Source organism: Dyella monticola, from assembly GCF_003363155.1.
GTDB lineage: Bacteria > Pseudomonadota > Gammaproteobacteria > Xanthomonadales > Rhodanobacteraceae > Dyella_B > Dyella_B monticola.
The window spans coordinates 1-22,384 of record NZ_QRBE01000020.1 but is presented as its reverse complement, the minus strand read 5'-3'; the positions used below and the strand labels follow the sequence as shown (position 1 = coordinate 22,384).

Here is a 22,384-nt window from a genome sequence, read left to right as displayed (position 1 = left end):
CATGCAAGAATCGCCAAGGGCCACGCCTGTGCGCCCGTATCGTCAAGTCCGCTCGACGGAGGGTCTATGTCCAGGCTGGTAGTAAAAAGCTTCGCTGTATCACTCGACGGCTATGGCGCCGGCCCCGACCAGAGCCTGGAGAACCCGCTCGGCGTGCGCGGCCCGGAACTGATGAACTGGTTTTTCCACACACGCACCTGGCAATCCATGCAGGGTGACGACGGCGGCGAAACCGGTGTCGACGACCAGATCGCCCAACAAGGCTTTGCCGACGTCGGCGCATGGATCATCGGCCGCAACATGTTCGGCCCCGTGCGCGGGCCGTGGCCCGATGACAGCTGGAAAGGCTGGTGGGGCGACGAACCGCCCTATCACGTACCCGTGTTCGTGCTCACCCATCACCCACGCGAGCCGCTGGTGATGAAAGGCGGCACCACATTTTATTTCGTCACCGACGGCATCGACGCCGCCATCAAGCAAGCTACGGCAGCGGCGAATGGCAACGATGTGCGTGTCGGCGGCGGCGCAGCAACCGTACGGCAACTGCTAAGCGCAGCGCGCATCGACGAGATGCACCTTGCTGTATCACCCGTGCTGCTTGGCCGGGGCGAACACCTGTTCCACGGGATCGATATGCACGCGCTTGGTTATCGGTGCGAGAAAGTGGTTGCGGGGGAACGCGCTACGCATGTGTTTTTGTGTAGGGGGGCGTGAGGGTGGGGGTTTCGGGATTGGGGGCAGGGATGGCGAACGTATGGCCGTGACGAGGGCGACGTTCGCACTTCCACGTAACGCAAGACGTGCAATTGATCAACTTCGTAGGGAGTGTTTCTAATTTGGAAAGCACTCCGAGTCCGGAGTTTTTTTGCAGGGCGGTGACAATGGGTGAATTGCGAAGCTGCGGAGGCGTAATACGGCGAAGTCGCGCGTGGAGCGATTCGTTTCGGCCAATCTATATAGGTATATCGAACCAACGACTAGGCATCAGGGCGTCACTTATCGCGGATTGCAGAGCAACATGCTCTTGCCTTCAGGCGAGCTGCCTGTTATTCACAGCCGCCAGGGGTGGCGGGTCCAACTGCATTGTTTGGACACAGCTCAAAGATCAGCATCGCTAGCAAATAAAGCTGATCTTAAAGGGGCGAAAGATATTTTTGCCGAAGCTTGATCGGTATACTTCGGCAACGGCGGTGGCCTCAGGCAAATGCCGACAGTAATCCCGCAGCGGGCAATGCATCTTCGCTGGCATTGGTTCTTAAGGCAGGCAGTTCCTTGCAATCTAGTTGCTGCCGAAGGGCTTCCAAAGGCGAAAGGGAAAGACGTACCGACGTCGACCGAAAACCGGTCAAATGGCATGGACGCTTATGCACGCACTCGACAGCCCGAAAATCGACCATGAGATTTCGAATCCGGTAAAAGACCGGGTTCCTGCCCCCCTTCAACGCCAAAGATCAGGGCATCCCTTCGATAGGGAATGCTTTCGCATGCACGCGGAAACGTGCAAATCGTAACCAAAGGAGAAGACAAGGTATGTCATTCGTACGATCTTTGCTGATAATACTGCTAACCTTATTGCCGGCGCTTTGTTTTGCACAAACCGCCGACCAATACTTTGGCTACTACTACGACGACGCGGCGAGCTACAACAGTGGTGCGAGTGGTTTTTCCGAAAACTACAATCGCATCAATCTGTATCACATCGCCATCTGGTCAGGTAATACTACCGATGCGGGCAGGCAGGGCACTGAAGGTTATCTCCTTAGCCAGCTCCAACTCGCGCGCGCTAATGGTGTAAAAGCCATCGTCACGATTACATCGCTGGTTTTCCAGTACAACTCCGGCCAATGGCAAATCGATCCCAATGCGGGCTCAGTGTGGAACTCATTCGTGAGTCAAATGGTTGCCCAGGGCTACATTGTTCCAGGTAACCCCCAGCTAAGCACGGTGGCCGCTTTCTATCTGATCGACGAGCCGGATGGGGCGGGCTTGACCGACATCAACAATGCGGCCAATCCTGCTATCGCAAATGCTGTCACAGCATTGCGCAACAACAGCGCGACGGCGTCCATCCCAATCGCCTTTATCACTACACCGAATTTCAGCTCTGTGCGACATGCGATCTCTCTAGTCGATTGGGTTGGCTTCGATGACTACGGTGCCTCCACATCGGACTGGAATACCCTTTATGGGGAACTGGTTTCCGACCTCACAGCTGGTCAGCGAACGATCCTCGTACCGAAAGCCACAAACGGAGGGAGCGCCTGCGGTGTCGGCGGTGCGGCCACGCAATACGATAGTCCGTGGACCTTCTACTCGACGCTGACTTCCAGCTCAAGGGTGGCATGGCTAGCGCCCTTTCATTGGTTTAGTGGTTCGGCTACATGTCCTGGCGTCCGCGACATTCCCTCACTTACCACGCCGTATAACGAAATCGGCCAGACAATGAAGGATGTGACCAATCCCGTCATCGGCGAGGTGGACTCCGTTACCTCGAACTCGGATGGCTCCTCAACTATCTGGGGCTGGACTTGCACAACGGGCGTTCCCCAATCCACCAATGTGGATCTTTACCTCGGCGCGCCTTATGGCAGCGGCGGTGTCTGGATCGGGCGCTATCTGGCTAATCAAAGCAGCGAACCGGCGGTGGCCACTGCGTGTCACGTTGCATCCGGAAGTTATCGATTTACCGTTAATGTAAGTGCAGCAACGACGGCTCAGTATGCCGGCAAAAAAATTTATATGTACGGTATTGCTACTTACAACGGCAATAACAATCAGATAGGCAACTCTGGCAATCTTGCGATTCCCTGATTGTTACCACCATCGATAACGTTGAGCGGCTTGCACGTTATTGTGAGGCCGCTCTTGGTCCATCAAGTGGACCAAGGGCGGCATTTTGAGGACGCTTTACCCGCTTTTACCTATAGTCATGGTCGAAAGCTGGCGCCAAATCGAGTTGACCGATAAGTGGATTGCCCCTGCTTTGAGTCGTGCGAAGACGATACTTCATTTCCTTCTCCTGCCACTATGACGCGTCACCGATCGCCGCTTTCGCACTGCGCTGCTCGTCTATCCAGCGATTGACCCGCGTATCGAGCACATCAAGCGGTAGACTTCCCGCACTCAATATCTCGTCATGAAAGGCTCTGATATCGAAGCGGGAGCCAAGCTGCTGTTTCGCGCGTTCGCGTAACGCCAGGATGTTCAATTGGCCGATTTTGTAGCTGAGGCCTTGTGCGGGCCACGCGATATAACGATCTACTTCGGCTTGAATGGTGGGTTCGTCGGCGCAGCCGCTTTCGCGAAAATAGGCGATGGCCTGGTCGCGGGTCCAACCGTCTGCGTGGATGCCGGTGTCGACGACCAAACGGACGGCGCGCAGCAGTTCGGTGTTTAGCCGTCCATAATCGGAGGCGGGGCTTTGGTAGAAGCCGATCTCTTTGCCTAGCGCTTCGGCGTAGACGGCCCAGCCTTCGGCATAGGCGTTGTAGACCAGGTGGAGGCGGAAGGTGGGCAAGCCTCTGAGCTGCTGTTGGAGGGAGATTTGCAGGTGGTGGCCTGGAATGCCTTCGTGGTAGGCGATGGTTTCATCGCTCAGCAATTTGCGATGCGCGTAGTCGGAGGTCGCAACCACCACGCGTGCTGGCCTGCTTCCATCCGGGGTGCCGGGGATGTAATGGCTGATGTTTCCGGGCTGATCCGGCGGCATGGCTTCCACGGTGAGCGGGGCGTTGGGAATCTGCCCGAATAGCTCGGGCAGGCGCGATTGCATTTGGGTGACGTAGTGGCGGAAGTCGTCGACGATCTGTTGCGCGGAGGTGGGAACGTAACGCGGGTCGCTGTTGAGTGCCGCGCGGAAGCTTTTCAGGTCCGGGTATCCGGCTTTATGACTCAGCGCCGTGAGCAGGCCATTGATGCGCGCCACTTCGCGCAGGCCCAGCGCATGAATCTGGGCCGGCGTCATGTCGGTGGTGGTCTGTTCGCGGATGGCGTTCTGATAGAGCGCCATGCCGTTGGGCAGACTGCTCATGCCAATGGTGGTGCGGCCATGCGGTGCGTACTGCGTGGCAATGAAATCCGCAAAGTTTCGGTAGGCGGGTAGAACCTGCTCCTTCACGGTGCGTGTGATCTCGGCGGTCAATTGTTTTTGATCGTTGAAGGAGATCGAAGCGGGATAGGTCTCGGTGGGGGCTAGAAACGGATCGTCTGCAATGATGCTCGCGCATTGCGCCGGCACCTGCTTGAGCAGCACTTGCGGCGGCATCAGGCCATCGCGTTCGCCTTGACGAAGCACCTCGATGGTCTGCGCGAACGCACGCGGAATTTGCTGCAGACGGGAAAGGTAGTCCCGGTAATGCTGCAAGGTATCGAGCGGCACCGCGTTGGGAAGGTCGGCCATATCCCGCTGGATGCCATCCATCTGGGAGATGGGCATCTCGTAGGTTTTGAGCGAATAGTCGCGGAGTCGATCATCCAGCTCGCGCAGGAGAAGTTCGTGCGAAAGACGCTGCTGTTCGGTGAAGCCATCGGTTGAAATCGCGGCGAGCTTCGCACGATAAAACGTATCAACGTTATTGTGCTGTTGAGCACCCTTTAGCGAATAATCATTGAGACGGTTGTTATACCGATAATCGCCATAACCGGTGGCTGTCTCGGGCGATGCTTGCATATCCGCATTCCACTGTTCTTTAAACAGTTCGCTTTGCGCTGCGAGTCTGCGCTGAACCGATGGATTCGACGGGGCGGCCTTCACCAATGCGGGTAGCCCGGAAAGTCCGGCGCACATCACCGCAAGGCTGACACACAAAAGCCGTTGTCGGGTGCATGCGGTGACACCGGGAACGAGCCGCTTGATTACGGCAACGGTCTTTGTCGTCGTCACCCGAACTCCCCTCGGCGTCGCGTTATCGATGAGCCGAATGGTACGGTCGCGGAGAAATCCACCGCCACGTGCCAGGAGTCACGCGATGGGCTCGGCCTTATCCCTCCAGGGCCGTTTCAATGTTTCGACGAAACATCCACGCCCGTCTTGCTGCGACAAACGGCCTGCAGCACATCGCGAAGCTGGAAGCTCATTTCTCCAAAAAGCTGCCCCAGCAACACACGGCGGATAAGCAGCATGGCGCTATCCTCGTCGGTGGCCGGTGGGGTTCCGGCCAGTTGCGCCATCAGCAGAAGTTTGTCGCAGATGACGCATAGATCGTCGAACTGGTCTTGGGATAGTGCGTAGGTTTTGGGGTCAAGCACGTCGTGCAGCGTACTGGTCATGGGCGTACTCCATGGCGTTAAGTCACGCCACGTATTGCACGTGGCGTGAAGGGCTGTTGCAGGAAAAACCCTGCACGTAAAAGCGGAAGGATCCGATTCCGTTTCTACGAAAGCCCTGAGTGGCCCGACGCCGCGCAGTCTGCGGGGCGGTGAAGCGGTGTAAATCTCGGCGTGGTGGGAACACGCGGGTGCGTGCGTGCCGTATGATCGGGAGTAACCATGATCAACTCTCTCTCGCTTTAGTTGGTTGTGGCCAGCGGATCGTTTGGGCTGGTATCCCAGCGATCCGCGCTTCACTCATGTCGGGTGTGCCGTGTTCATCAATCGCCGATGGGCACACCCGACCACGACACCATCGCATATCTGCGGCATGCATATCTGTCAGTGCAGGCGGATTTGGTGGTGACGGGAAAGCTGATAGGTGGTGGCGCGCTTTGGCTACTTCGCGCTGCGAAGAGGCGGGCGACGACTGAGGTTTTCCCATGCGGCACGCTTCGCTTTTTGCGCTCACAGCATCCATGCGGATGCGCAATATCAATAATCCCGAATATCCAACGCAATAAAGCAACGCGCGCTATAACCCTGCTCCGTCGACGCCCACGATAGTTGGCTCAACAAGCGATCGCCACCCGGCCACGGCTGGTTATCCAGCAACGCCTCCGCCATCACCGAACCATCGTCGGCGCGGCGATAGAACAGGCGAATCCAATGCAGTTCGCCGCTCAGTGATTCGTTACGCAGCGCATCGTGCACACCCGACAGCAGGCCGTCAGGTGCAGCCACATCGTCACGCGTGAACGTAAGCGGGCCAACGAATACGTCCCACGTGCGCACACCCAGTTCCCAACTTTGCAGTTGAATGCGCCGATCATCGGTGACATACCAGCACGCGGCCAGCAGTACATACAGGATGTTGCGTTCGAACCCTTTCAGTGCGTCGCGTATACCAACTTCACCCACTCCGTGACCGGCAAAGCTTTCTTCGATGTGACGCTCTTCGCTGATCACCACATCCACGTCCAACCGACCCGGCGCGCCTTCCGCGCCCTCATGCCAACTGCCGCGCACAGCGGGGAAATCGCCGTCCGTCACGAGCCACTCTTCATCCAATTCCAGTGTCACGTCGTGGCGTTCGAACAGATGAAGCAGCTTGGCTTGCACGATGGTGTTGTTCATGGGGTCGCTCTCGGGGAAAGGGTCGGCGTGCTTAGTTACACGACAAAACGTATTCTACCCTCTTGCCCGCGTGCTCACCGGCATCACGCTGCGCGCGTTCGATGCTCGCAAGAAGGCGGATCACATTGGGGCGATCGCGGTTATTCCCTTCCGTGTTTTGCGCGGCGGCGCCCTTCAATAATGGCAGGCGTGGTTAAAACGGCCACCACCAGCGTGGCAAGTATGCCAATAACAATTGCAGGGAGCAGCCACGGCGGAGAATCGGAAAACTTCGGAACAGCAAACGTCACGAGGATGCCGCCCGCGATTACACCACCCAAGCCGCTGCCAGCAGCGACGACGACGCTACGGAAGGTGATATCAGATTTATTCATGCGATGCTTCCTTGCTGTTTGGCGCTAATGCCAGAATTCAGCGGTCGCGGTTTGCGGTCCGCGTGTCCGCGCTCACTTGTTGAGCGCAGCCCCCTAAGGCGCTGACTCTTTGGAACTCTACCTGCCATACGTTCGGCTAACGGTCCGAAGCAGACCAAACTTTGAACCCCTGCCGGTCATTTCGGTTTTGGGGTCGAAAGCGGACCTGACATCCTCTGCAATCGAAATATGTCGTACCAATCTTATCAGCGGGTCTTCAGCATTAAGACTGCTTCCACACACGCGCCCCAGCTATCCAGGTAGAGAAATAAATAAAAGCCCCAGATGCGTGCCTTTTTTGATGAGCCCATCGTAGACAACAAGACTTTCAATCTTCCTATAAATCAACAGGACGACCGTTATCAGTGCCAGAGCGGTTATGACGACGTCGACGTTCACCAAATGCCCTCATTAGTTGTCATCGGCCAACGACTGGATGAATAGATATTTCCCGTTGAGTGCACAATCGAGGGTGGACATCACCCTTGCAGGTTCAACAACTAATCACCCTGCTTTTGCTTTGCTAACTTTCTCTCTGGCCAGGGCCATATGAACAAAGCCAGGGCAATTATGGTCGGACCAAATACCACCGCACACGTTTGCGCGCTAGCGAGGACACCCGCAAGACCAGTGGCAACTTGCGCGACGCCATGAGTCGAACCCGGATACTTCTTGGAAAATGCATCCAACAAGACAGCGAAAACCCATAGAGCGTACGTGGCGTAAGTCGCCCAACCGAAGCGCCTCATTCCCCGGATACGTACGTTTGAGCCAGCCGGCAATCTGTTCCGGCGCCCACTGTTGCTGCAGCTTAGCCGCTACCAGGCGCGCTAGGACGCGATGTCGGGTTAACTTGCTTGCCTTAGAGCGCCGGGCGCAATCCCATGCACGTTGATCAGCGCGGCCAGCCCGGTAGCTATTCTTTCCACCATAGCGTCGGACTTCTCGGCTGATGGTCGATGGCGCTCGGTTCAAACAGGAGGCTACAGCACGGATCGATTGGCCGGCCATCAGCCCCCTCGAAATCTCCTCATGCCCAGCCAACGTCAGCACGCGCTCGGCACGGCACCGCGAGACGGGGCGAATGCCGCCCGTCTCGGCCAGAATCCGGCGCACCGAGGAATGGTGTCGATCAAATAGGCGCGCAATCTTATGAAGCGACTCACCCCGCTGCCAACATTTCCACATCAACGCCTTCTGGGAATCGCTGTAATAAATCTTTGGTCGTCGGGACATCTTGCAACACCCCCACTACTCGCGCAGTCTTTAATGTGTTGCATCGACCGGTTGAATCCGCAACCCGAAGCGGACCTTTTCCGCATTGGCTTTGAAGCAGCAGAAGAGATAAAAAATGATCGACCATGTCTACATCTCCGTCACCGACATCGACAAGTCGCTGGCGTTCTATTCGGGCCGATCGCACCTACTTTGCTCGAGGTTACTACGCAGCTAACGTCGCCGACTTCGATGGAAACCGTATTGAGTTCGTGCACAAAGCGTGGAATCCGAAGCGGTACCCGTAGCCATCGAACAAGAAGGGATCACTTCTATCTCTTTTGTGTGCGCCAGAACCGTAGCCTGTGCCAGCCAACCCTGTCTCCGAGCGACAAAAGCATCACTTACGCTCTCTTCGCTGCGCGGTAGGTAAGACCAACCCACTGGGCTATACGTTCTAGATGCACTGGTCGCTTTCGACCCCTAAGGGACAGCCGATACCACTGATGAGGGACAGAAGGACATGACGCTTAAACGGATGGACAACATCCTCGTAGTTGTCGATGACCTCGAAGCCATGAAGTCGTTCTTCCTCGAACTGGGCCTCGAACTTGAAGGCCAAACGACGGTTGAAGGGCCATCGATCGGGAGCCTGATCGGGCTCAAGGATGTCCGGGCCACCCTCGCGATGATGCGGACCCCCGATGGGCAAGGCATTGAGCTGGACAAGTTCCACACGCCCGACGCAGTTAGGTTTGGGCCCGTGGACGCGCCGGTGAACACGCTTGGGCTGCGTCGCATCATGTTTGCTGTCGACCACATCGAGGCTGTCGTTGCGCGCATGCAGGCTCATGGCGCCGAACTCATCGGCAGGATGCAATATGAGGACTCATACCGACTCGCCTACATCCGGGGGCCCGAAGGGATCATTGTCGGGCTTGCTGAGCAACTCAGCTAAGCATCGGCAGCGGGCATATCGCCCTCAGATTCCCTGCGGCGTTTATTTCGAGACCGACATGACACAGTCACATCGGCTCGAAAGGGTGCTTAGGCGGTTGGTCGTTGTGGTGCGTGCGGTTCAATTACGCTTCGAAAACGCTCGTTAATGCACGAATCGGCCGCCGGGTCCGGATTTCTTCAAAAGTCGTGTGACAGCGTCCGCTGCGGGGAAATTGGATTCCAGGCACATAGGTGCGGCCTCTGCAATCGACTCACCCATGCTTTGCTTCACCGGGGTTGCTAGAAAGGCGTGCATCTCGCCCTGGTGCGGGCCGCTGCATACGATTGCCATGCCTCCGATTTGTCCGCGGTTGTTGATTTTGGCGGCGAAGGTCGCGAACAGGTTGGAACTGGCAGGGAACAGCGTGTTGAGGTCGGTCATCACGCCGTTCTGCCAGATGAAGGCATGAGACCAGTAGAAGTTGGCGTTCCACTCGCCCCCCACGACTTGGCCCTGGTTGTTGTTGCCGAAAGCTATGCCCGCAGCATCTCCCGGCAGCAGTCCAAGCACCGTGGTGAGTTTGGTGGTGCCTGTGCCTTTGACAATCTGCCAAATCGCGCCAGTTTGGGTAGTTCCGTCAGCACTACCGACGGTTCCAACAATTTGGCCTTCGTCGCTGATGTTCTCAGCAAACCCGCCGGTTCCCAGGTCAGAAAGCGCAGACGCAGTGCGGTTTTCCCACAATATGCCGTGAATGGGTCCGCTGCAGTTTCCGGAGTAGCCGACGGCCTGACCACGATCGTTAATCCAAAATGCGAATCCGTCTGGATCATGATCTACCGTAGGAAGAGCGTGGGCGTTGCCGTTTTCCCACAACACCGGCAATTGAACCCGATTATTGATAGTGCCCGTCTGGCATGAGGAGTCCACGGCACCGTTTTCTGCCATTCCAACGATTTGTCCAAGGTTATTAATCGCGCTTGCCTCCCCGTTATTTCCGCCCAGGGTGGGGAGGGCGCTCATATGGAAGGGCTGCCAAAGAAACGGAAGACACGTAAGGTGAGTGCCGAATCCGCAAATGTCTTCGCCGTTCGGGTCTGGGGCAGCCGTTTCGGAATCACCCACTACCTGCGCGAGGTCGTTGATCTCGCCAAAGTTCATCCAGCTGTTCGGGCCGCCGAGCGTGCCGAGATCGACATAGTATCCGTCGACGTTTATCAGTGCGCGCCCGTTTAAAGGTACCCCGGATAACGAATCCCCCTGCCCCGGTAGAAAGTTCCCAGCCATGATCTCCGACCAGCCCTCATCGTTGACGGACATGATCATCGAATAATTGTCATTCTTCGGAACGCCCAGATCGGTAACTTGGTAGCTCACCTGAGCGAAGGCATTGCCAAAGCAAGTCAGAGCAAACACCGTAGCGCAAGGTATCCAGAGATTGCGCAGCTGCTTGAACATGTTCATATTTTTGCCTCCCACGAAGTTTCGGTCCCAATCCCCAGGTTCCTGACAACGCAGCCTTCCACGCGAGCGTCCAGCTGGACTGGAGCTCGATCCGTGACGAGTAGTTCAATATCACAACCAGTTATGTGTTGCAACCAGTTTTGGTATCGTAGAATGGAGCTGGAATGTCCATTCGAGTTGGAAGCAGCGTGCGCACGAGTCATAGATCCGAATGCGTCATCAACCAAACGGTCGAAGTGCTTGGCGATCAATGGACTTTGCTTGTCATCCGCGACATCGTTTTCGTCAATCGAAGGCATTTCCGCGAACTCCTGACCCAATCTTTGGAGGGTGTCGCATCGAATATCCTCGCCGATCGACTTCGAAAGCTTGTGGAACAAGGGATCATTACCAAGTCCGATGACCCGACCCATAAACAGAAAGCGATTTATAGCCTTACGGAGAAAGGCATCGCACTGGTTCCTCTTCTGTTGGAAATGGCTGCATGGGGGCATGAGTATTTGCCCACTTCTAAGTTGCAGGGTCTGGCTCGCACCTTGAAAGAAGGTGGGCCTGAACTGCGCGCAGAATTTATGAATGAACTTCGGAAAGCACATCTTCCGGCATCAGGATGAGCTGCTGAGCTATTGCCGGCTTCACAGACACCGAGTTCAGGTGTGATGGTGAGCCGGCCGGAAGTGGTCAATGGGAACGAGACGGACGTTCAGTCGGGAGTTCAAGCTTGAAGCGGTGAATCTGCTGGTCAGGGCTCACGGGATGAGCATGGCGGTCGACTGTGCTCCCGAGCATCCAATCGCCGACTCGATTCAACACGTTGCCTTGTCATCGTTGCTCGGCGGGCTTGTCAGGATGGCGCTCGCGATTAGGTGAAAGAGATGATCGGCCCGCGGCGCGAACGCGGATTGGCCGACGAGCCAACCGAGCGCCGACATCAGGGCGAACAAGTCGTCTCCATTCATATCGGCGCGCGCCGTTCCTTCGGCCTGAGCACGGAGCAGCAGTCGCGCCCCCACTGAGTGCACCGTCGCGCATGAAGCGTAAAGCGCGGAGTCCGGGTCCTCGTGGGCGCTCGCCATCAACTCGGCAACACCGCGATAGCTATGGACGAATGCCACCCCTTCGCGGAACCAGGACACGAGTGCTTCGCCAGGTGGCTTCGATGTTTCGGCTTCGGCTGCCTTCTGCGCCAGTGCATCCAGATTCGTACACAGCAATGCTTCGAACAAGGCTTCTCGCGTTGGGAAATGACGAAGCAACGTGGCCAACCCGACGTCGGCCCGGCGGGCGATATCGCGCATGGACGCATCGACACCATGCTCGGTGACGACGTCTCGCGCGACGGCAAGTAGGTGGCTGTAATTTTTTCTGGCGTCGGCTCGCATGGATTGCCTTGACAAACGGATCAGTGATCCATATATTCGGATCAGTGGTCCGTTTCTGTAACTCGGGATCTGGATCGGTGATCCACAAGATACAGCGCCCTCGTCCCAATGGGAACAGAGACGTTGTCCGACGCGATAAAAGGTGAAAAGTCATGGGAAAGCTTCAAGGTAAGGTGGCAGTCATCACGGGCGGATCGAGCGGCATGGCCCTGGCAAGCGCCAAGCGGTTCGTCGAGGAAGGCGCCTACGTTTTCATCACAGGCCGGCGGCAGGAGACGCTTGATGAGGCCGTCAAGCTGATTGGCCGAAACGTGACCGGCGTGCGCGGCGACGCGTCCAATCTCGACGACCTCGACCGCCTGTTCGACACAGTCAAGCGGGAAAAAGGCAAGATCGACGTCCTCTACGCGAGCGCGGGCATCGGCGAAGCCGTCCCACTGGGCGAAATTACCGAGCAGCACTTCGACGCGACCTTCGACCTGAATACGCGCGGCACGCTGTTTACGGTTCAGAAGGCGTTGCCGCTGTTCAACGATGGCGGATCGATCTTCATGACCGGGTCTGTTGCGTCGGTGAAAGGGTTTCCTGGTTACGGCGTGTATGCGGCGAGCAAGGCGGCGTTGCGCTCATTCGCACGCACGTGGCTCAACGAACTGAAGGGCAGGAATATCCGGGTGAACGTGCTGAGCCCGGGGCCGATCGCCACACCGATGCAGGATCAGGTTCTCACCGAGGAGGCGAAGCAGATGTTCGAATCCTTGATCCCACGGGGAAAGATGGGCCTTCCTGAGGAAATTGCGGGGGCCGCCCTGTTTCTTGCTTCAGACGATTCGAACTTCGTCAATGGCGTCGACTTGTCTGTCGACGGCGGCTTCTCGGCCATCTGATATCGCGCCGAAAAGCGCGTGGTTGCCTGGCCCTCCGGGCAACCCACTTCAACACCGATCGGAAAGGCAACATGAGCTACGCAATTATAGGTTTCGGTGCGATCGGCCAGGCACTGGCCCGCATGTTCGCCCGCAAGGGCATCGAAGTGGCGGTAGCAAGCAGGCATCCGCCTGAAGCGCTCGCGCCGCAGGCAACCGCGATCGGCCCGACGATCGTTCCCAAGACTTTGAAGGACGCGCTCGAGGCCGACATCGTTCTACTGGCTGTCCCGTACTGGCAGCACCAAGAGGTCGCAAAGACACGTGCAAGCTGGAAGGGCAAGATCGTGATCGATGTAACGAACACGCTCGACGATTTGGGCGCACTTCCTTCCTCTTCGGTCATAGCCCGGGCCCTGCCCGGCGCTCAGTTGGTCAAAGCGTTTAACCATCTGCCCGCCCGCGTCCTCGCGGAAGACCCGGCCGTCAACGGCGGACGACGGGTTGTGTTCCTGTCCAGCGACGATGAAAGCCCGATCGCAACCGTCGCCGCCCTGGTCGAGCAGCTCGGCTATGCGCCAGTTAATCTCGGCAAGATCGCCGAAGGCGGTCAGCTTGTGCAGGCGCGGAACGGAGTCTGGGGGCCCCTGATCTTCCAGGACCTGTTCAAGAACGGGCAGTAATTGATGCACGACCCTGTGATGTGCGTGCTTGGGCATTCTGGCTTTCCAAGGACTCCGGTCCCAGAAAAAATCCAAAGATGATCGCAAGAAGTGTTCACTTGCATCCGCCCCCTCCTCGCTAAGCAGCGTAAAGATGGATGGCCCAAAGCCCGTAAGCCCTCTTGCAGTCTTATTATTGCCGATGTGCCGAAGAGCAAATTTTTCCCGGCACCTTGTCGAGCTCCGCGTTCGCCACTCGTCGTCGTAGTGAATAGACCCGTTCTAAGGCACTCGCGCCACGACGATCCTGAAGACTCTTAAGCGGAGATTTTCCATGGCAAAGCTTGTGTTCGGATTGATGCAGTCCCTGGATGGCTATGTCGACCATCAGGAATTGGGGCCTCCCGGGCCATCGGTCTCTCGCCACTTCATCGAGCACGTGCGCAACCTGACGGGTCTGGTGTACGGGCGCCGTACGTACGAGATCATGCGTTACTGGGACGATGACCAGCCTGATTGGGACACGGGAGATCACGACTTTGCAGCGGTGTGGCGAAGCCTGCCAAAGTGGGTCGTGTCGCGCTCGCTGACATCAGTCGGCCCCAACGCCTTCGTTGTTGCCGATGGCATCGAGGCGGCGATACGGGAACTGAAGGCCGCGCGCGCCGGGGAGATTGATGTCGCCGGCCCGGACCTGGCACGAAGCCTGACCGACCTTGGTCTTATCGACGAATATCGACTCTACCTCCGCCCTGTCGTGCTTGGTCATGGCAAGCCCTTCTTCGCGGGCCCTCGGCCGCCGCTGCGCCTGGTGGCCAGCGATGTAATCGGCGAGGACGTGATCAGATTGACGTACGCGCCTGCATAATGGCGCGACGCGAAAACGGACGTTTTGAATCAACGCCGCGTTGGCTTCCCGGTGACTCTGGGAATATGGCCGTCTATACAGACCAAAGCGTGCGCGCTTCCTCTGCGATGACGTCAGGAAACTCCTCCGGGAAAAACAGTTTTGCGCCTTCAATTCGACGCACGCCCTGTGAACGCGGCAGCGCATGGTCGAGGTAAGCTGCATCGGCCTGCGAGAAAATGGTGTCGCCTGTGCCCCAGATAATGCGCGCAGGTACTTGGCTTTGCTTGAGCAACGATGCCGTGCCGGCCAGTGGATTGGGTGCGAGGCCCACCGCGTAAGCGTTGGTCAGTGCTTTGCGCTGCGGCGATTGGACCAACGGACGCAGATACATATCGATGGTTTCATCGGCAAGGCGCTGCGGATAGGTGAAGGTCATGCCACCGAGGCCTTTGTCCGAGCGCGCCAGCGTCTTGTCGGCGACCCATGGAGCAAGCCATTCGTCGGCAAATCGGCCCTTCTTTGCCAATTCGATGACCGGAACGACCGCCGGCGGCGGACAGTCGCTTTCCACGTCGCAGTTAGTGAGCAGCACCGTGCGCACGCGATCAGGATGATGCGTAAGAAAGAGCTGCGCGACCGCACCCCCGCTGTCACTGGCGATGAGATCGACATCGCGAATGGAAAGCGCGTCCAAGAATGCCGTGAGCATCTGAACCTGAGTGGCCGGCGTGATGTTTACGCCTTGGGCGACGTGGGTGTACCCCAGGCCGAGCGAATCGGGTGCGATACAACGGCGATGCGGTGACAAGCGATCAAGCGCGCCACGCCACTGAAAGCTGTTGAGCGGAAAACCGTGGAGGAAGAGCGCCGCCGGTCCGCTGCCGCGATCGGCATAGGCGATATCGCCAAAACGCGTGCCGATAAAGCGCCGTGATGCATGCCAGGTGTTCACACTCTCGCGCGAGTCGCTGGATCCAGAGGCGATCGCGTCATGCATGCCACGACGAGGTGTGCAGCCGGCAACCATGCCGGCGGCCAATGCACTCACGCTCAAACCGAGAAATTGTCTGCGCTGCATCGTAATGTCCTTGTAAAGCGCTGCTCAGTAACGGTAATGATCCAATGCAACGGGGATTATCAGCGACGCTATTCGGCGCCGTGCATGCATGATGCTGGAAGCGTCGCTTTCTTACTGTTTCGCCGGCCCAGCCCCGCCGATCTACCCATACGCCTGGGATGACGTCACGCCCATCTGCGCTACCGGCAGATTTCGCTTGCAACATCGCCCACAGCCTGCATCGCCATCAAGTAGGCACCCGGTCCGTAACTGATGCGTGCGACACCGGCGTTCGCCAACTCGCGTGCATGGGCGAGCCCTGGCCTCACCATCACATTCAACGGAAGCTGCACCGTGCTGCACAGTTCTCGTATGGCCGATAAGTCGATGAGACCCGGCACGAAGAAGCCCGATGCGCCAGCACGTGCATAAGCGGCCGCGCGCTCCTTGGCTTCCAGTATGCCTTCGGGTGGCTTGATGCCGGTACCAAGAAATAGATCGGTGCGTGCATTGATGAACAGCGACACACCATGCGCGTCGGCCATGGCCCGAATCGCTGCGATGCGCGCGCACTGCGTTTCAATACTATGTAAACCGCCTCCGTTTACGATGCGGTCCTCCAGGTTGATGCCGACAATGCCGTGATCCATTAGCCGCGCAACGTTTGCAGCGCAGACATGTGGATCCTCGCTATACCCGCCCTCGACATCCACGGTCACGGGGATGTCGAGGGCGGCAGCGATGCGAGCAATGATTTGCTCAACGAACGAAAACGGTATTAATTCGCCATCATCGTATCCCTGCGCGGCGGCAACGGCCCAACTGCTCGTCGCGATAACAGGTGCGCCTGCGCCCTGAATCGCCTTTGCGCTACCGGCGTCCCATGCGTTGTACAGCACGAGAGGATCGCCTTTTACATGGAGCGAGGCCAACAACTCTGCGAGCTCTTTCTGCTGCATAAAACGTTTCCTTGAATGGCTGGGTGGGACGTTGTGCGTCAAGCCGCACGAAGTTCGAACATCAGATGTTCGGGCCCGAACGAACGGAGGAAGTCTTCGGCATCGAATGCTTCCCCAAGACTCAATGTACCGCTTCGTGCGAAAGAGGGTTGGCGCATGCGTGCGGCCGCTTCGGCAACCAGCGGCGCCGTGACGGCGTAGATATCCTGTCCCCGTGCCACGGCGCGACGTGCGCCGGCCCTATCGTTCACGATGACCTCGATGGCGAATGTCTGTGCCGATCGCCCATGCTTATCGACAGCCATCGGTTGGGGCGTTGCCTGCGCACGCACTTCGTCGAGCGCAGAGGTGTTGAGATAAGCGCGCAGATTGCGCACACGAAGGTGATGGGCGATCGTGATGATCTCGCTGAAGGGCATTTCTTCCATTGCCTGCACACCGTGCGGCGCATCGAACGTCCACGCCGTCTTTGTGGCAGGCATCGTCATGGGTACCAAGCGGCCGTCCGTGACAACGACGCGCGGTACGCTATTGCGCTCGCCCGTTGTCCGGGTTCCCTTGGTCGACCACCAATGATCGAGTGCAATGGCAACGGTCATGTCATCGACAGTGTGTTGGCCGACCAGCGCGCTGGCGAGAAGATCCGCCAGGCCGCCGTAAAAACCGGCTGCGGGGATGATCGCCAATCCCTTTGCTCGCGCATGCTCGTCATAGCGCTCGAAGGTGGAGCGTGCGCTGGCTTGTTCAGCCGTCACATCCAGATAGGCACTCCCCACCCGCAGGGCGGCCTCGATGATCGGGGACGCCGTATCCAGGAAGGGACCGGCGCAGTTGATCACCACGGAGCAATCGGCGAACGCGCCATCGAGGGCTGTCGCATCGTCGAGCGTTGCGATGCGCGCCGACACGCCCGCCGGGATGCGTGACATGTCGCGGCCCACGGCAACCACGGGCAAGCCGCGACGCAAAAGCTCCGCGACGACGAAGGCACCGGTGTGCCCCGTTGCGCCGTACACCGCTACCAGCCCTTTGTTTTTGCCCATTTTTGGCACTCCGCTTGAACGATACAGACCTGTCTGCTCTTCAAACGCTACAGAAAGGTCTGTATCATGTCAACACCACGGCTGGCAGGTGCCTGCGATGACAACCCGTATGCCTGCGAAAACCTCAAGCGCGCGCGCTCCCGAATCGGGGGCCGTGCGCGAACGGATTCTGGAGTGCGCATCGAACCTCTTTTATCGCCAAGGTGTACGCGCCGTTGGCGTTGACCTGGTGGTTGCAGAAGCCGGCGTCGCAAAAACCAGCCTGTATCGGCACTTCCGCACCAAAGACGACCTCATCGTTGCGTTCTTGGAGCGCGAAGACGTCGACTTCTGGACAACGTGGGACGGTGTTGCGGCCCAACACATGGATGATCCTGCCGGCGAACTCGACGCACACATGCGCTGGATCGGCGAGCGCTTGTCACGTTCGAACTACCGGGGTTGTCCGCAGATCAACGTCGCGGCCGAATTCCCCGAACAGGACCATCCAGCCAGACATGTGGCGCGCGCGCACATGCATGGGCTCCGATCGCGCCTGGGTGCCATCGCGAAGCGGCTCGATGTCGCACAGCCCGATGTGCTGGCGGCGCAACTTGCGTTGTTGGTCAATGGCGCCTTCGTCAGCTCGGAACTTCTTGTCGCCGACGATGCAACGCAGATCCTTTTGACGGCCGCGCATGCATTGGTCGATGCCGCGCGGTTGGGGCGTCGACGTGTGCACGCCTGAGTTCCGCCGATGATGGACACCGCTCAGTCGCCTGCATCAGCGGAACGTACGAGCGTACTTATCGATGCCGCTGGAGAACATAAATGAAGAGTCTTTCCCTCATCGCTGCAAGCATGCTGCTGGGAACCTCCGCACATGCAACGCCGCTCCCTTCGACCTCGACCACGACCACCTATCACCGCGTAACGGTCGACGGCGTTGGCATCTTCTATCGTGAAGCCGGCCCTAAAAACGCGCCGACCATCGTGCTGCTACATGGTTTTCCATCCTCGTCGCGGCAATTCGATGCGCTCATTCCGCTGCTCGCCACGCGCTTTCACCTGATCGCTCCGGATTACCCGAGCTTTGGTCAAAGCGACACGCCTGCACCGTCCGCGTACACCTATACGTTCGATCATCTGGCGGAAACGACCAACGACTTGCTGGAGCAACTGGGCGTGGATCGCTACACGCTGTACATGCACGATTACGGCGGCCCGGTGGGTTTTCGGATCATGCTGGCGCATCCGCAGCGGGTGCAGGCCTTGATCATCTCCAACGCCAACGCGTATCAGGAAGGCCTCGGCAAGAAATGGAGCGTGATCGCGCATTACTGGGATAACCCTAAAGCACATCCCGAAGTCCTGGACGCCTTTATCTCGTTCGAAGCGACCGAGAAGCGCCACACGCTGGGAACCGCGCATCCGGAACGCTACAACCCCGACACCTGGACGGACGAATACGCGCATCTGTCGCGCCCAGGCCAACGCGAGATCCAGGGCGAACTGCTCTATGACTATCGCACCAACGTTGCCGCGTATCCGGCCTGGCAAGCATGGCTTCGCCAGCACAAGCCACCGACCCTGGTGGTGTGGGGCAAAAACGATCCCTCGTTTATCGCCGCTGGCGGCGAAGCGTTTAAACGCGACCTGCCGGATGCCGAGATCCACCTGCTTGATGCTGGCCATTTTCCGTGGGACGAAAAGAATGACGAAATCGCTGCGCTTGTTTTGGATTTCATGAGCAGGCAGCGGCTGTAGGTTTCTGTGTTTGATCTCATTGCGTGCTTGCCTACACCGCCTGCGCGCTCATCGAGCGTACAAAAAAACGGCCATCTCGAATCGGATGGCCGTCCATGTTTACCTTCAATGTGTACCACGCGCAGCCAAGGTGGACTGCGAGCTCATCATTGCGGCTGGGTCGCCACCGCAATAGGACCATTCCCTACGTTTATTGCAGCGATCACTTTCCGCGTGATTGGACTTATCACGGAAACGGTATTGGAATTCGTGTTGGTCACATACACCCGACCGGTATTGCGGCTGATTGCGATGGAGTCTGGCGACTCACCGACCGGAACGGTGGCAACAGTGGCATAGCTCAAAGGGTTGATGGCGGAAACGGTATTGTCGTTACCATTGGCCACATACACCGGTGCTCCGATGGCCCCGGTCGCTACGGCGGAGACACCATTCCCCGCCGTTACCGTCGCAGTCACCGTGTTGGTCGCCGCATCGATAACAGACACATTGCTGGGGGAGAAATTGGCGACATACACGCGGGCGCCGAAGGGGCCCGCTGCTATGCCGGCCGGATCGCCCGCGACAGGTACCGTTGCGATCACCGTGTTGGTGCCGGCGTTGTGGCGGTGACGGTGTTAGTCGCGGCATTGATCACGGAAACGGTGTTGTCTCCTTCATTGGCCGTATACACGGCAGCACCATTGGGGCTGACGGCAATGCTCAATGGATTGCTCCCTACAGGCACCGTGGCGCTCACGGTGTTGGTGGCCATATCAACCACGGAAACCGTGTTATCCAGGCAATTGGCTACATAGGCATGGTTGTTGGCGAAAGCGGGAAGCGCCACCCATGCCATCAGCAAGGGCGCGCTGCAGCGAAGCGCCCGCGTGAATCCACGGCGCATCGTTGGCCGCGTCTTGAACACCGATTGTTCATCGGGCGTGGCGCCCGAAGTCGCCAAAACCGAACCCATCCGCAGGCTCAATCCGAGCCTGCCCATCATTCGAGCGTCATTGAACATTTGCTTTCCCTCTGTAGTGTCTGCAACGGTTACCGTTGATATCCGCCTATGCATCGATCTGCGCACAGCCCCGCTTTAACTAGGGCACGATGTCGTTGGCCATCGCGCCAATCACTTTCCAGCCGGATGGAATCGAGAAACTCGGGCAGGTGTAAGGCATGGGTGCCGGGGTGCTTTCATAGCCAGCGCCACCCATCGGCGGACAGACTTCGATTTGCGAGGCGCCGTGCTGATAGATCACGCCGGTCATGTTGGTGCCGCGGCCTTCGATGAGAAAGCCGGCGGAGCTCCACGGCAGGCGATAGCTGCTATCCAGCCACCAGGCGGAGGCTTGCCAGGAGGTTTGCTGGCCGGCGTCGTTGAAGCTTCGATCCATTTCGTACGCGAAAACGGTTGCGTTGGAAGCCATGTAGATCAGGCTCATCAGCGTGCCTTCATAGCCACCGCCGAGCGCGATCAGCGTGCTGCCCGGTCCAAAGGTGCCGAAGCTGTAAGCCGTGAACTGGTTGCTGCCGCTATCCCATATCTGCAGGTCTTGTGCGGCACTGGTCCAGATCACGGAAAGTCGGTTGGTGGGCGTGTAATAGCCGATGGAAATAGGGTAATAGCCGCAGGTAACGCTGGTGGTGACGGTGCCGACGTGCACGCCGTTCTGAATCGTCCAGTAGCTGAATTGGCACGTCGTAGAATTAAACCAAAGCAGATCGTCCTGGCCGTCACCATCGACATCGCCCGCACCCACCAACACCCAGCCGGCGTCGTAAGTGCCGAGCGAGGAGGTGACGAAGCCACCGCTTCCGTTGTTGGTCCATAGCACTAGGTCGTGGGCGCTGCTGGTAAGTACCAGGTCCGCCAACCCATCGCCGTTGAAATCGCCGATGGCGCCGACGAAGTAGCCGGGCGTCACATTGAAAGTATGCGAGCTCAGCTTGGTGACGGTGCCGTTCGCATCATTGGTATCCATGAGCCAATAGCCGACTTGGCTGGTCGCGGTGTCATACAGGAAGATGTCCGACACACCGTTGCCATCGGCGTCGCCGGGGACGTGCAGGCCCGATGGAACGGGTGTTGTTACGCGAAGCGCAGGCAACGAGCCAAAAGAGACATTCTGGGCGTGAGTGGAAGTTGCGCCAAAGACAAGCGCAAGTACACCCATTAAACCTGACCAACGACAGTTACGCATAGCTTTTCTCCTAAGCGATGAGCGTTCCTAACGCTCGTGATCCTACGTTTGACGATCTGCCATCCATGACCTCGCATGTTGTTGCCGTCCTAGTCGTCGCACCGAAATAGCCTTCCATCTGCTTCATGTAGAACAGCCGGTGCTGATGCAGGCTCGCGCTTCGAAAATAAATCACGCGCCTGTGTGAGTCCGGACCACGTCGCTGCGCGGCCACTGGATATCTGTTGTGGAGTCGCCGTTGTACGGGCTTATGTTTTCGCCAAGGGGACTGGCGCCCCGCGGCTGGATGTTCTGCTGAACATGATCGGCTTCTGGTATCGCTGATCCGACGTAACGGTCGATGGCGACGGCGCGCTGACCGAAATCACAGGCCCAGCCCGAGCCTCCAGCGGGCATCCCTGACATTCCCTTCCCCTGTTCCTTCCGTCCGCCTTGCGCGACCTGTGGAATTGGAATGAAGGACTAGTGAAGACTGCGTGAAAACCCACCGCGAGCGGGCGTTATAAAAAATGAGTGCTGCAAAGAACCCGGATACACGGTCGACGCCCACCCGCGAACCAAGGAAGACACGCGCACGCATTTATTTCATCTGTGGCCTGTTGCGGCTCGGCTCGACCTTGCTTGAGGCGCCACAAAAGAGGTCACCCTCTTCGCGTTAGCCAAGCGTGCACGCATAAGCGACAGTGGCTATTGACGTCAAACAGCCACGCGTTCAACGCGTTCGCGCCACGATGAGATAACCCGGCTCACTCATGCTTCGCGTAGGACGCGTAGGCATTCGCCAACGTACCAAAGCACCCGGCACCGACAGATTTCCCGCTGCGCTTTATGCGAAGGTGCGGTAGTCGGGCGTGCCCATCCGAGTGATGACCGCGACACGCCCGACATGATGTGAAGTATCGCGGATCGCCTGAGTTCAGACCTCAAACGACCCGCTGGCCACCACAAACTAAACAGGAGTCAATGATGGTTACGCTTGATCATACGGCACCCGCACGTTCGCGTGCTCCCGCAGAGGTGCATTTCACCTACTTCACCACCGCGCCGACGGCGCGGCGTCAAGCCAAAGTGGGCATTCGTCAAAACGGAAGCAGCTGATTCCGACAAAACGAGCAGGTTTTTTCCTGTAGCCCTACACGCCGCGCGCAATGCGCGGC

23 protein-coding genes and 1 pseudogene are annotated in these 22,384 nt (G+C 58.1%); 10 read left to right on the top strand and 14 right to left on the bottom strand.

The genetic code is table 11. The features are described from left to right. Nucleotides 1-66 precede the first annotated feature (66 nt). Both DWU98_RS20545 and DWU98_RS20540 read left to right on the top strand, forming a co-directional pair. Nucleotides 67-714: a dihydrofolate reductase family protein gene (locus tag DWU98_RS20545; protein WP_115497460.1), complete on the top strand. Its 648-nt coding sequence runs from the start codon at nt 67-69 to the stop codon at nt 712-714. A gap of 816 nt (nt 715-1,530) precedes the next feature. Then, nucleotides 1,531-2,811, top strand: coding sequence for a hypothetical protein (locus DWU98_RS20540; protein WP_147293398.1), 1,281 nt, complete (start codon nt 1,531-1,533; stop codon nt 2,809-2,811). A 214-nt stretch (nt 2,812-3,025) separates the two neighbouring features. On the opposite strand, the gene DWU98_RS20535 is transcribed toward DWU98_RS20540, so the two are convergent. The 6 genes and pseudogenes from DWU98_RS20535 to DWU98_RS22120 all read right to left on the bottom strand — a co-directional run bounded on the left by DWU98_RS20535 (nt 3,026) and on the right by DWU98_RS22120 (nt 8,220). Continuing rightward, nucleotides 3,026-4,669: a DUF885 domain-containing protein gene (locus DWU98_RS20535; RefSeq protein WP_230474972.1), complete on the bottom strand. Its 1,644-nt coding sequence runs from the start codon at nt 4,667-4,669 to the stop codon at nt 3,026-3,028. A 329-nt stretch (nt 4,670-4,998) separates the two neighbouring features. Next, on the bottom strand, nt 4,999-5,268 hold the full coding sequence (locus tag DWU98_RS20530) for an XAC0095 family protein (protein ID WP_115497457.1): 270 nt from the start codon (nt 5,266-5,268) through the stop codon (nt 4,999-5,001). Between the two features lie 534 nt (nt 5,269-5,802). Then, on the bottom strand, nt 5,803-6,444 hold the full coding sequence (locus DWU98_RS20525) for a DUF6348 family protein (RefSeq protein ID WP_115497456.1): 642 nt from the start codon (nt 6,442-6,444) through the stop codon (nt 5,803-5,805). A gap of 140 nt (nt 6,445-6,584) precedes the next feature. Next, nucleotides 6,585-6,818: a hypothetical protein gene (locus DWU98_RS21800; protein WP_147293397.1), complete on the bottom strand. Its 234-nt coding sequence runs from the start codon at nt 6,816-6,818 to the stop codon at nt 6,585-6,587. Between the two features lie 783 nt (nt 6,819-7,601). Further along, nucleotides 7,602-8,093 (bottom strand): annotated as a pseudogene (locus tag DWU98_RS22610) (transposase); the annotation flags it as partial. Then, entirely contained in the window at nt 8,020-8,220 is a 201-nt protein-coding gene (locus tag DWU98_RS22120; protein ID WP_196239556.1) for a hypothetical protein, read from the bottom strand. The gene DWU98_RS22120 and the pseudogene DWU98_RS22610, both read right to left, overlap by 74 nt. Nucleotides 8,221-8,595: 375 nt before the next feature. Here DWU98_RS22120 and DWU98_RS20515 point away from each other — a divergent pair, with 375 nt between their 5' ends. Then, nucleotides 8,596-9,030 carry a VOC family protein gene (locus DWU98_RS20515; protein WP_115497454.1) on the top strand — a complete coding sequence of 145 codons (435 nt, stop codon included), beginning with the start codon at nt 8,596-8,598 and terminating at the stop codon, nt 9,028-9,030. A gap of 144 nt (nt 9,031-9,174) precedes the next feature. On the opposite strand, the gene DWU98_RS20510 is transcribed toward DWU98_RS20515, so the two are convergent. After that, a complete protein-coding gene (locus tag DWU98_RS20510; RefSeq protein WP_115497453.1) occupies nt 9,175-10,476 on the bottom strand; it encodes a hypothetical protein in 1,302 nt (433 codons plus the stop codon). Between the two features lie 164 nt (nt 10,477-10,640). Here DWU98_RS20510 and DWU98_RS20505 point away from each other — a divergent pair, with 164 nt between their 5' ends. Then, nucleotides 10,641-11,090: a winged helix-turn-helix transcriptional regulator gene (locus DWU98_RS20505; protein WP_196239554.1), complete on the top strand. Its 450-nt coding sequence runs from the start codon at nt 10,641-10,643 to the stop codon at nt 11,088-11,090. Between the two features lie 192 nt (nt 11,091-11,282). Here DWU98_RS20505 and DWU98_RS20500 read toward each other — a convergent pair whose 3' ends face one another. Further along, a complete protein-coding gene (locus tag DWU98_RS20500) occupies nt 11,283-11,858 on the bottom strand; it encodes a TetR/AcrR family transcriptional regulator (RefSeq protein ID WP_115497451.1) in 576 nt (191 codons plus the stop codon). Nucleotides 11,859-12,010: 152 nt separating this feature from the next. On the opposite strand from DWU98_RS20500, the gene DWU98_RS20495 reads away from it, so the two are divergent. The 3 genes from DWU98_RS20495 to DWU98_RS20485 all read left to right on the top strand — a co-directional run bounded on the left by DWU98_RS20495 (nt 12,011) and on the right by DWU98_RS20485 (nt 14,254). Next, nucleotides 12,011-12,745: an SDR family NAD(P)-dependent oxidoreductase gene (locus DWU98_RS20495; RefSeq protein ID WP_115497450.1), complete on the top strand. Its 735-nt coding sequence runs from the start codon at nt 12,011-12,013 to the stop codon at nt 12,743-12,745. After that, nucleotides 12,742-13,407: an NADPH-dependent F420 reductase gene (locus DWU98_RS20490; RefSeq protein WP_425480254.1), complete on the top strand. Its 666-nt coding sequence runs from the start codon at nt 12,742-12,744 to the stop codon at nt 13,405-13,407. The genes DWU98_RS20495 and DWU98_RS20490 overlap by 4 nt, the downstream gene beginning before the upstream one ends. Before the next feature lie 313 nt (nt 13,408-13,720). After that, nucleotides 13,721-14,254: a dihydrofolate reductase family protein gene (locus DWU98_RS20485; protein ID WP_115497448.1), complete on the top strand. Its 534-nt coding sequence runs from the start codon at nt 13,721-13,723 to the stop codon at nt 14,252-14,254. Between the two features lie 73 nt (nt 14,255-14,327). On the opposite strand, the gene DWU98_RS20480 is transcribed toward DWU98_RS20485, so the two are convergent. The 3 genes from DWU98_RS20480 to DWU98_RS20470 form a co-directional block, all read right to left on the bottom strand. Then, a complete protein-coding gene (locus DWU98_RS20480; protein WP_196239553.1) occupies nt 14,328-15,314 on the bottom strand; it encodes an alpha/beta fold hydrolase in 987 nt (328 codons plus the stop codon). Between the two features lie 179 nt (nt 15,315-15,493). Continuing rightward, a complete protein-coding gene (locus DWU98_RS20475; RefSeq protein WP_115497447.1) occupies nt 15,494-16,252 on the bottom strand; it encodes an isocitrate lyase/PEP mutase family protein in 759 nt (252 codons plus the stop codon). A gap of 38 nt (nt 16,253-16,290) precedes the next feature. Further along, nucleotides 16,291-17,295, bottom strand: a complete 1,005-nt coding sequence (locus tag DWU98_RS20470; RefSeq protein WP_115497446.1) for an NAD(P)H-binding protein — start codon at nt 17,293-17,295, stop codon at nt 16,291-16,293. Nucleotides 17,296-17,392: 97 nt separating this feature from the next. Between DWU98_RS20470 and DWU98_RS20465 the strand changes: the two genes are divergently transcribed. Next, nucleotides 17,393-18,022 carry a TetR/AcrR family transcriptional regulator gene (locus DWU98_RS20465; protein ID WP_230474971.1) on the top strand — a complete coding sequence of 210 codons (630 nt, stop codon included), beginning with the start codon at nt 17,393-17,395 and terminating at the stop codon, nt 18,020-18,022. Between the two features lie 83 nt (nt 18,023-18,105). Further along, the gene (locus DWU98_RS20460; RefSeq protein WP_115497444.1) at nt 18,106-19,041 is read left to right on the top strand and encodes an alpha/beta fold hydrolase; all 936 of its coding nucleotides are present in this window, start codon (nt 18,106-18,108) and stop codon (nt 19,039-19,041) included. Between the two features lie 146 nt (nt 19,042-19,187). Here DWU98_RS20460 and DWU98_RS20455 read toward each other — a convergent pair whose 3' ends face one another. The 3 genes from DWU98_RS20455 to DWU98_RS20445 form a co-directional block, all read right to left on the bottom strand. Then, nucleotides 19,188-19,625: a YncE family protein gene (locus DWU98_RS20455; protein ID WP_115497443.1), complete on the bottom strand. Its 438-nt coding sequence runs from the start codon at nt 19,623-19,625 to the stop codon at nt 19,188-19,190. Then, entirely contained in the window at nt 19,622-20,044 is a 423-nt protein-coding gene (locus DWU98_RS20450) for a YncE family protein (protein ID WP_158545140.1), read from the bottom strand. Before DWU98_RS20450 ends, DWU98_RS20455 begins: the two co-directional genes overlap by 4 nt. 79 nt (nt 20,045-20,123) lie before the next feature. Continuing rightward, complete coding sequence (locus tag DWU98_RS20445) at nt 20,124-21,227, bottom strand: FG-GAP repeat domain-containing protein (protein ID WP_115497441.1); 1,104 nt, start codon at nt 21,225-21,227, stop codon at nt 20,124-20,126. Between the two features lie 966 nt (nt 21,228-22,193). Between DWU98_RS20445 and DWU98_RS22460 the strand changes: the two genes are divergently transcribed. Beyond that, nucleotides 22,194-22,325, top strand: a complete 132-nt coding sequence (locus DWU98_RS22460) for a hypothetical protein (protein WP_268990251.1) — start codon at nt 22,194-22,196, stop codon at nt 22,323-22,325. The last annotated feature ends 59 nt before the right edge of the window (nt 22,326-22,384 follow it).